6 protein-coding genes and 2 pseudogenes are annotated in these 7,509 nt (G+C 73.6%); 7 read left to right on the forward strand and 1 reads right to left on the reverse strand.

The annotated features are described in order from the left end of the window. From HCN52_RS19395 to HCN52_RS19415, 5 genes and pseudogenes are all read left to right on the forward strand, one after another. Positions 1-944, forward strand: a pseudogene (locus HCN52_RS19395) (DNA polymerase III subunit gamma and tau); the annotation flags it as partial. Between the two features lie 205 nt (positions 945-1,149). Then, entirely contained in the window at positions 1,150-1,488 is a 339-nt protein-coding gene (locus HCN52_RS19400) for a YbaB/EbfC family nucleoid-associated protein (RefSeq protein ID WP_168089733.1), read from the forward strand. 163 nt (positions 1,489-1,651) lie between these two features. Next, complete coding sequence (recR, locus tag HCN52_RS19405; RefSeq protein WP_168089734.1) at positions 1,652-2,251, forward strand: recombination mediator RecR; 600 nt, start codon at positions 1,652-1,654, stop codon at positions 2,249-2,251. Then, a complete protein-coding gene (locus HCN52_RS19410; protein WP_168089735.1) occupies positions 2,244-2,993 on the forward strand; it encodes a DUF5063 domain-containing protein in 750 nt (249 codons plus the stop codon). Before recR ends, HCN52_RS19410 begins: the two co-directional genes overlap by 8 nt. Positions 2,994-3,519: 526 nt before the next feature. After that, entirely contained in the window at positions 3,520-4,791 is a 1,272-nt protein-coding gene (locus HCN52_RS19415) for an aspartate kinase (protein WP_168089736.1), read from the forward strand. Between the two features lie 255 nt (positions 4,792-5,046). Here the strand turns inward: HCN52_RS19415 and HCN52_RS19420 are convergent, their stop codons facing one another. Then, positions 5,047-5,865, reverse strand: a complete 819-nt coding sequence (locus tag HCN52_RS19420) for an aminotransferase class IV (RefSeq protein WP_168089737.1) — start codon at positions 5,863-5,865, stop codon at positions 5,047-5,049. Positions 5,866-6,269: 404 nt separating this feature from the next. Here HCN52_RS19420 and HCN52_RS19425 point away from each other — a divergent pair, with 404 nt between their 5' ends. Both HCN52_RS19425 and HCN52_RS19430 read left to right on the forward strand, forming a co-directional pair. Then, positions 6,270-6,902 carry a SigE family RNA polymerase sigma factor gene (locus HCN52_RS19425; RefSeq protein WP_209314744.1) on the forward strand — a complete coding sequence of 211 codons (633 nt, stop codon included), beginning with the start codon at positions 6,270-6,272 and terminating at the stop codon, positions 6,900-6,902. Next, positions 6,899-7,509: pseudogene (locus HCN52_RS19430) on the forward strand (hypothetical protein); the annotation flags it as partial. The gene HCN52_RS19425 and the pseudogene HCN52_RS19430, both read left to right, overlap by 4 nt.

Below are 7,509 nucleotides of genomic sequence, written 5' to 3' on the forward strand. Positions count from 1 at the left end.
CCTCCGGTGGGGGAGCCGCCCGCCCGGCCGCGGGGGCGACGCCGGGAGCGTGGCCGGGTGCCGTGCAACCGGGACAGGGCGGCGCGCAGCGCCCCGCCCAGCACGCCGCCCCGGCCGCGCCGCAGCAGGCCGGTGGCCACCGGCCCGAGCCGCAGCAGGCTCCGCCGCCCCTGGCCACCGGCGGGGTTCCGCAGGTGCAGCCGCGCTGGGATGCGGTGCTGGAGGCGGTGAAGAAGCGCCGGCGCTTCAGCTGGATCCTGTTGAGCCAGAACGCCCGCATCAGCGGGGAGGACGGTTCGACTCTCCGCCTCGGCTTCGCGACCGCCGGTGCCCGCGACAGCTTCGTCAACAGCAACAGCGACGCGCTGCTGTGCGAGGCCCTGGGCGAGGTGCTGGGGGGCCAGTGGAAGGTCGAGTCCGTCGTCGAGGGCGGCGGGGGCGGCTCCGCCCCGGCCGGTCCCGGCGGCGGAGGTTCCTTCGGCGGCGGCCAGGGATTCTCCCCGCCGCAGCCCGCGGCGCCCCCCGCGCCGCAGCCGACGTCACCGCCGGCGGACGGCGGCCCCGGCGGTGGACCGTACGGCGGCGGACCGCAGGGCAGCCAGGCCCACGGCGGCCCGGGCGCCGGTGCTCCCCCTGGCGGCGGTCGGGGCCACGGTCCCGGTCAGGGCGGGCCGGGCGGGCCGGGCGGAGCGAACGGCGGTCACCAGTCCCCTCCCGGTGGTCCTGGCGGTCAGGGTGGGGCGGGTGGCCCCGGCGGCGGGTACGGCGGTGCCTCCGCCGCGGCGGCGGCCTCGCCCGGTCGACCCGCTTCGCCACCGGTCGCCATCGAGGACGACATGCCGGCGTACGACGACGCCGACCTGGACGAGAAGGCGCTCTCCGGCTCGGAGCTGATCATCAACGGTCTGGGCGCGACGATCATCGAGCAGTTCCAGAACGAGTAGCCGCACCGCCGCCCGACACCCCCGCGCCCCCGACGCGTCCGCCGGGCGGCGCTCCTGCCGCGGGCGCCGCGGAGCGGTTCCCCGGGCTGCCGGGGGCCGCGCCGGGCGGGGCGTTCCCCCGTGAATGGGACATCGAGGAGTGCTCGGCGACGGCAGACCGTAGGCTCAAGGGGTACGTGCTTTTCATCGACTCCCAGGAGCGGCCGTGTTTCCCGGTGGTGGGGCGGACATGCAGCAGTTGCTGCAGCAGGCCCAGAAGATGCAGCAGGACCTCGCGCAGGCGCAGCAGGAACTCGCCGAGACCCCCGTCGAGGGTTCCGCCGGCAACGGCCTGGTCAAGGCGGTGGTGACCGGCGCCGGCGAGCTGAAGGAGCTGGAGATCGACCCCAAGGCGGTCGACCCCGAGGACACCGAGACCCTCGCCGACCTGGTGGTGGCCGCGGTGCGCGCCGCCAACGACAACGCGCAGCAGCTCCAGCAGGCCAAGCTCGGCCCGCTGGCCCAGGGCATGGGCGGCGGCGGCATCCCCGGCCTGCCCTTCTGACCGCCGCGCCCCGGCCCCGCCGGTCGCTGCGGCGGCGGGACGGCCGGGGCGTGCGGGGCGCAGGTTGACCCACGTGGGTGACGGCCATGTGGTAGCGGTGGAGCGGTCGGACAACTAGCCTCAAACCCACCGACGTTCAAGGGAAAGAACAAGGAAGGCATCCGTGTACGAAGGCGTGGTCCAGGACCTCATCGACGAGTTGGGCAGGCTGCCCGGCGTCGGTCCCAAGAGCGCGCAGCGGATCGCCTTCCACATCCTCCAGGCCGATCCGGTGGACGTGCGCCGGCTCGCGCAGACGCTGAACGAGGTCAAGGCCAAGGTCCGGTTCTGCTCGGTGTGCGGCAACGTCGCGCAGGACGAGCAGTGCCGGGTCTGCCGCGACCCCCGGCGTGATCCCTCGGTCATCTGCGTGGTCGAGGAGTCCAAGGACGTGGTGGCGATCGAACGCACCCGGGAGTTCCGGGGGCGCTACCACGTGCTGGGCGGCGCGATCAGCCCGATCGACGGTATCGGCCCGGAGGACCTCCGGGTGAAGGAGCTCCTCGCGCGCCTCGCCGACGGCACGGTGACCGAGCTGATCCTGGCCACCGATCCCAACCTGGAGGGCGAGGCCACGGCCACGTACCTGGCCCGCATGGTCGGCTCGTTCGGCCTGAAGGTCACCCGCCTGGCCAGCGGGCTGCCCGTCGGGGGAGACCTGGAATATGCCGACGAGGTCACGCTCGGGCGTGCCTTCGAGGGGAGGCGACTACTCGATGTCTGATGCCACCACCGCACCCACCGCACTCACCGCCACCGAGCTCCTGGACGCGACGGGCGGGCCCACGCCCACCGCCGTGCTGAGGAGCCCCGAGGCGGTCACCGCAGCCGTCGAGGGCCCGGACGCCTTCGCCGTCCAGATCGCCGACCAGATCGAGAGCTTCATCATCGCCGTCGCGGAGATCGCCAAGGGCGACGACCCCGACAGCGCCGTACCGCATCTGCTGTTGCAGGTCTCGCAGCTGCTCCTCGCCGGTGGGCGCCTCGGCGCCCACGAGGACGTGGTCCCCGAGGAGCGCTACGAGCCGGACACCGGCCCCGAGCCCGACATGGACGGGCTGCGTGACGGGCTGGCCCGACTGCTGGCGCCGGTGGACGTCTACTCCGAGGTGTTCGACCCGTACGTGCCGCGGGCCATGCCCGTGGCGTGCCGGATCTCCGACGACCTCGCGGACGTCGTCACCGACCTGCGGCACGGCATGGCCCACTACCGGGCGGGTCGCGTCAGCGAGGCGCTGTGGTGGTGGCAGTTCTCCTACCTCTCCAACTGGGGCCCCACCGCCGGTGCCGCGCTGCGCGCGGTGCAGTCGCTGGTGGCGCACGTCCGGCTCGACACGCCCCTGGCGGAGCTCGACGGACTGGACACCGACACCGAGGTGGAGGACGGCGACCTGGAGCGCCAGGCCGGCAGGGTGATGGCGGTGGAGATCGCCGCGCCGCTCGGGCTGCGTCCCGACCGGGCCTGACGGCCGCGGCCGTCCCCGGCCGCTCGGCGACCGCGCCGCTCCGCCGCCCCTGCCGGGGGTGGCGGAGCGGCGCGGTCGGTCGTTTCCCGCGGGCGGCCGGCCGTTCCCCCGGCTGCGGTGGTGCGACCCCTGCCCGGCCGGGCGCGCGCGGCCGGGCAGGGGTCGGCCGGGCACGCCGTGGACGCACCCTCGTCCGTTCTGCCCCACGAGGCCCCCGGCGCCACGCGCGGCCCCTTTCGTGCGCCCGGTGGCGCCCCCGGTGGAGCCGTGAGTGCGTCGCTGCGCAGCGCATGTGAAGGTGCCGTGAGCGGATGTAATGCGCCCTTACGGGTGGTTTCGCCGCTGTGAGCTGCCGCACGTTCGGTGTGTCGCCTGGTGGGACGGGCAGGGGTGACCCCGGAGCGGGCACACCGTCTCATGATGTGGCGGCGAAATGGGCGAAAGGTGTCCGCTCGGTAAGCTGAGCCGGCCGGTGTCCTCCGCGAGGGGGCCCGGAGAGCGAGACTGATTCGAGGAGCGAGCACACGTGGGCCTTGTCGTGCAGAAGTACGGCGGCTCCTCCGTTGCCGATGCCGAAGGCATCAAGCGCGTTGCCAAGCGAATCGTCGACACCAAGAAGAACGGCCACCAGGTCGTCGTCGTGGTGTCCGCGATGGGTGACACAACGGACGAGCTGATCGACCTCGCCAAGGAGGTGTCGCCGGTCGCGTCGGGGCGCGAGTTCGACATGCTGCTGACCGCGGGCGAGCGCATCTCCATGTCCCTGCTGGCCATGGCCATCAAATCCCTGGGTCACGAGGCGCAGTCCTTCACGGGCAGCCAGGCGGGTGTCATCACGGACTCCGTGCACAACAAGGCGCGGATCATCGACGTCACGCCCGGGCGCATCAAGAGCTCCGTCGACGACGGCAACATCGCGATCGTCGCCGGCTTCCAGGGCGTCTCCCAGAAGCGCAAGGACATCACCACGCTGGGCCGCGGCGGGTCCGACACCACCGCCGTCGCGCTCGCCGCCGCCCTCGACGCCGAGGTCTGCGAGATCTACACCGACGTGGACGGCGTCTTCACCGCCGACCCGCGGGTCGTGCCGAAGGCACGCAAGATCGACTGGATCTCGGCCGGCGAGATGCTGGAGCTGGCCAGCTCCGGCTCCAAGGTGCTGCTGCACCGCTGTGTCGAGTACGCACGCCGCTATCAGATCCCGATCCACGTGCGGTCGTCCTTCTCCGGACTGCAGGGCACCTGGGTCAGCAACGAACCGCGAGGGAACCAGCCGATGGAGCAGGCGCTCATCTCCGGTGTCGCGCACGACACCTCCGAGGCGAAGATCACGATCGTCGGAGTCCCCGACAAGCCGGGCGAGGCCGCGGCGATCTTCCGCGTCGTCGCCGATGCCGAGATCAACATCGACATGGTGGTGCAGAACGTCTCCGCCGCAGCGACCGGGCTGACCGACATCTCCTTCACGCTGCCGAAGACCGACGGCCCCACCGCCATCAACGCGCTGGAGAAGCGCAAGGGTGCCATCGGCTTCGAGTCGCTGCGCTACGACGACCAGATCGCCAAGATCTCGCTGGTCGGCGCCGGGATGAAGACCAACCCGGGCGTGACCGCGACCTTCTTCGAGGCGCTGTCCAACGCCGGGGTGAACATCGAGCTGATCTCCACCTCGGAGATCCGCATCTCGGTCGTCACCCGCGAGGCCGACGTCAACGAGGCGGTGCGTGTGGTGCACACCGCGTTCGGTCTGGACTCCGACAGCGACGAGGCCGTCGTCTACGGCGGCACCGGCCGCTGACCCGTTCCGCCCGGACACCGGGCGGAACGGCACACCGCCGCCCGGTCGGGTGACCGGCGGCGTCACGCGCACCGCTCCGGCCGGTCGTCCCCCGCACCCGCGGGGGACGACCGGCCGTCGGCGTTCTCACCGCCGCCGGCGTTCTCACCGCCGCCGGCCACCACCGCCACCGGCCACCACCGCCACCGGCCACCACCGCCACCGACTTCCACCGCCACGCCCGACCATCGCGGGCCGGGCGTCGGCGGCGCGCCCTCAGAGCGGTTGGGCGGGGACGGCGAGGTAGGCGCGGTGGAGCCGGTCGAGGACGGGATGGCCGGGGTCGAACCGCGTCCCGTCGACGGCGGCCAGCGGCCGGACGCCGAACCCGGCGTTGGTCGCGAACGCCGCGTCCATCGCCGCCAGTTCCGTCGCCGCGACCTGCGCCGAGCTGCCTGGTTCCGTGCGTCGCAGCAGCGCGGCGGTGACGCCGGCCAGGGCGTCGCCCCTGGGCCAGACCACGTCGCCGTCCCGCACGAATCCCACGTTCCAGGTCGCACCCTCGGTGACCCGACCCTCGCGGTCGATGAACAACACGTCGTCCCAGCCGTCGAGTTGCGCGGCGCGGCGGGTGTGCAGCGCGCCGAGGAGCGAGCTGTGCTTCACCGTCGGCATCTCGCGGACGTACCGGGCGGTCCGCACCCGCAGCGGAGCAAGCCGCGCGGCCGGTGCCTCGCGCACCGTCACCAGCACCCGCGGCACGGCGGCGGCCGGGGGACGGACCACGTCGAACTCGGGGGCGATCAGCGAAACCCGGACCACCACATCGTCACCGGGAGTCACCGCGGCGCGGTTCCGCTCCACCGCCCGGCGCACGGACCGCACCACCGCGGCGGTGTCCGGTTCCGTGCCGAACAGCACCCCGCAGTCGCGGACGAGCCGCGCCAGGTGGAGGTCGAGTCCACGGACCCGGTGCGCCCCGGTGACCCGCATCGTCGTGAAGTGTCCGTAGCCGGTGAGAGCGGTCGCGAGCAGCGCTTCGTCGGTCATGGGCCGCCCGTCCAGCTCGGCGACGGGGTGGGATGGGTGTGCCATGCCGTCAGGATCGCAGCACGGTCGGCGCACCGCCGCCCGCCGTCCGCCGGCCGGGCCCGCAGCGCCACCTCGACGGCACATCGGTCACCGCCTGACCGGTTGTCCGGTAGTGGTCGCTCGGATGTCCGATGCTGCTCAACTGTGAACGTTCCGTGATCAACTCACGGCCGCGGCCGGGTTGATCGAGCCCATCACGCGGGGGAGGATTGACGCCCCCGCGGCGCGAACGACGTGTCGGCGGAGGCGTCGGGCAGAGCCCACGCGCCCGGTGCGCGACCCGCGGATCGGAGCCCCGGACGGAGGCAGGCGGTACGGATGAGGGCGGTGTGCCCGGCGGCGAGAAACCTGTGCGCGCCGTACAACCAACGCGGGGGAGCGCGTGTCCAACAAGCGTGGCAGAGGTACTGGAATTCACCGCACCCGTGCACCGGCCGACCGCCCTCCCGCGTCCCGTTGCGGGGTTCCCGGTGATCGCCCCGATACCGGCCCACGAGGCGGCGCAGGTCCGGATAGCCGCCGAGGACACGGACACCTCCATGGCTGAGGGCACGTCCGTCGACCAGCTGACCGCGACCTACCAGCAGCACTACCGCTCCCTTCTCGGCCTCGCCGCACTCCTCCTCGACGACACCGCCTCCTGCGAGGACGTCGTGCAGGAGGCGTTCATCCGGGTCCACTCCGCCCGCAGCCGGGTCCGCGACCCCGAGAAGACCCTCGCCTACCTGCGCCAGACCGTCGTCAACCTGTCCCGCTCCACGCTCCGCCGCCGCATCCTCGGCGTGAAGCTGCTGTCGAAGCCGATGCCCGACATGGCGAGCGCCGAGGAAGGCGCCTACGACAAGCTGGAACGCGCCGACCTCATCAAGGCGATGCGCAACCTCCAGCGCCGCCAGCGCGAGGTGCTGGTGCTGCGGTACTTCGCCGACATGTCCGAGGCCGAGGTCGCCGACTCGCTGGGGATATCGACCGGTTCGGTGAAGGCGTACGGCTCCCGCGGCATCGCCGCGCTGCGGGTCGCGATGGAGGCCCAGCAGTGAGCGGCGGCCCTGCGCGGGAGCCCCGCACCGGGGGCCGCGAGGACGCGACACCGACGGCGCCCGCCGACGGTGTGAACCCGGCTACCACCGACGGCCGGGACCAGGGCGAGGACGCCGCGGCCGCCGCGGACGCCGCACCCGTACCGGATAGGGCCGCGGCCGCCGACCGGTCGCCCGAGGTACATCCCCACGAGCCGAGCCGGAGCACCACACCCCCCGAGGCGAGCACCGCCGACACCGACACGGCCACTGCCGCCGACACCGACACTGCCGCCGACACCGACACGGCCGCAGGCACCGGCACCGACGCGGTCACCGGCACCGACGCGGCCGCAGGCAGCGACGCGGACATGCCTGCCGGGGCCGCCGGGCCGGACGCCCCCGCCTGGTCCGACCGGGGTGGTCCCGCCCCCGATGAGGAACCCGCCGCCCCCGCGCCCGCGGAGGCCCCCGTCGCGGACCGCGACACCGACGGCCCCGCCGCTTCCCCCGCAGCCGGCGACGACACCCCGGCCGGGGCTCCCGGCCGGGCCGTGTCGCCCTTCGACGCGCTGCTCGCAGACCTCGCCGGCCCGCCGCTCCCCGGCGGGACCGCGGAGGTGCCGGC

Origin of the sequence: Streptomyces bohaiensis, assembly GCF_012033785.1 — a bacterium.
In the GTDB taxonomy this organism is placed as follows: Bacteria; Actinomycetota; Actinomycetes; order Streptomycetales; family Streptomycetaceae; genus Streptomyces; species Streptomyces bohaiensis.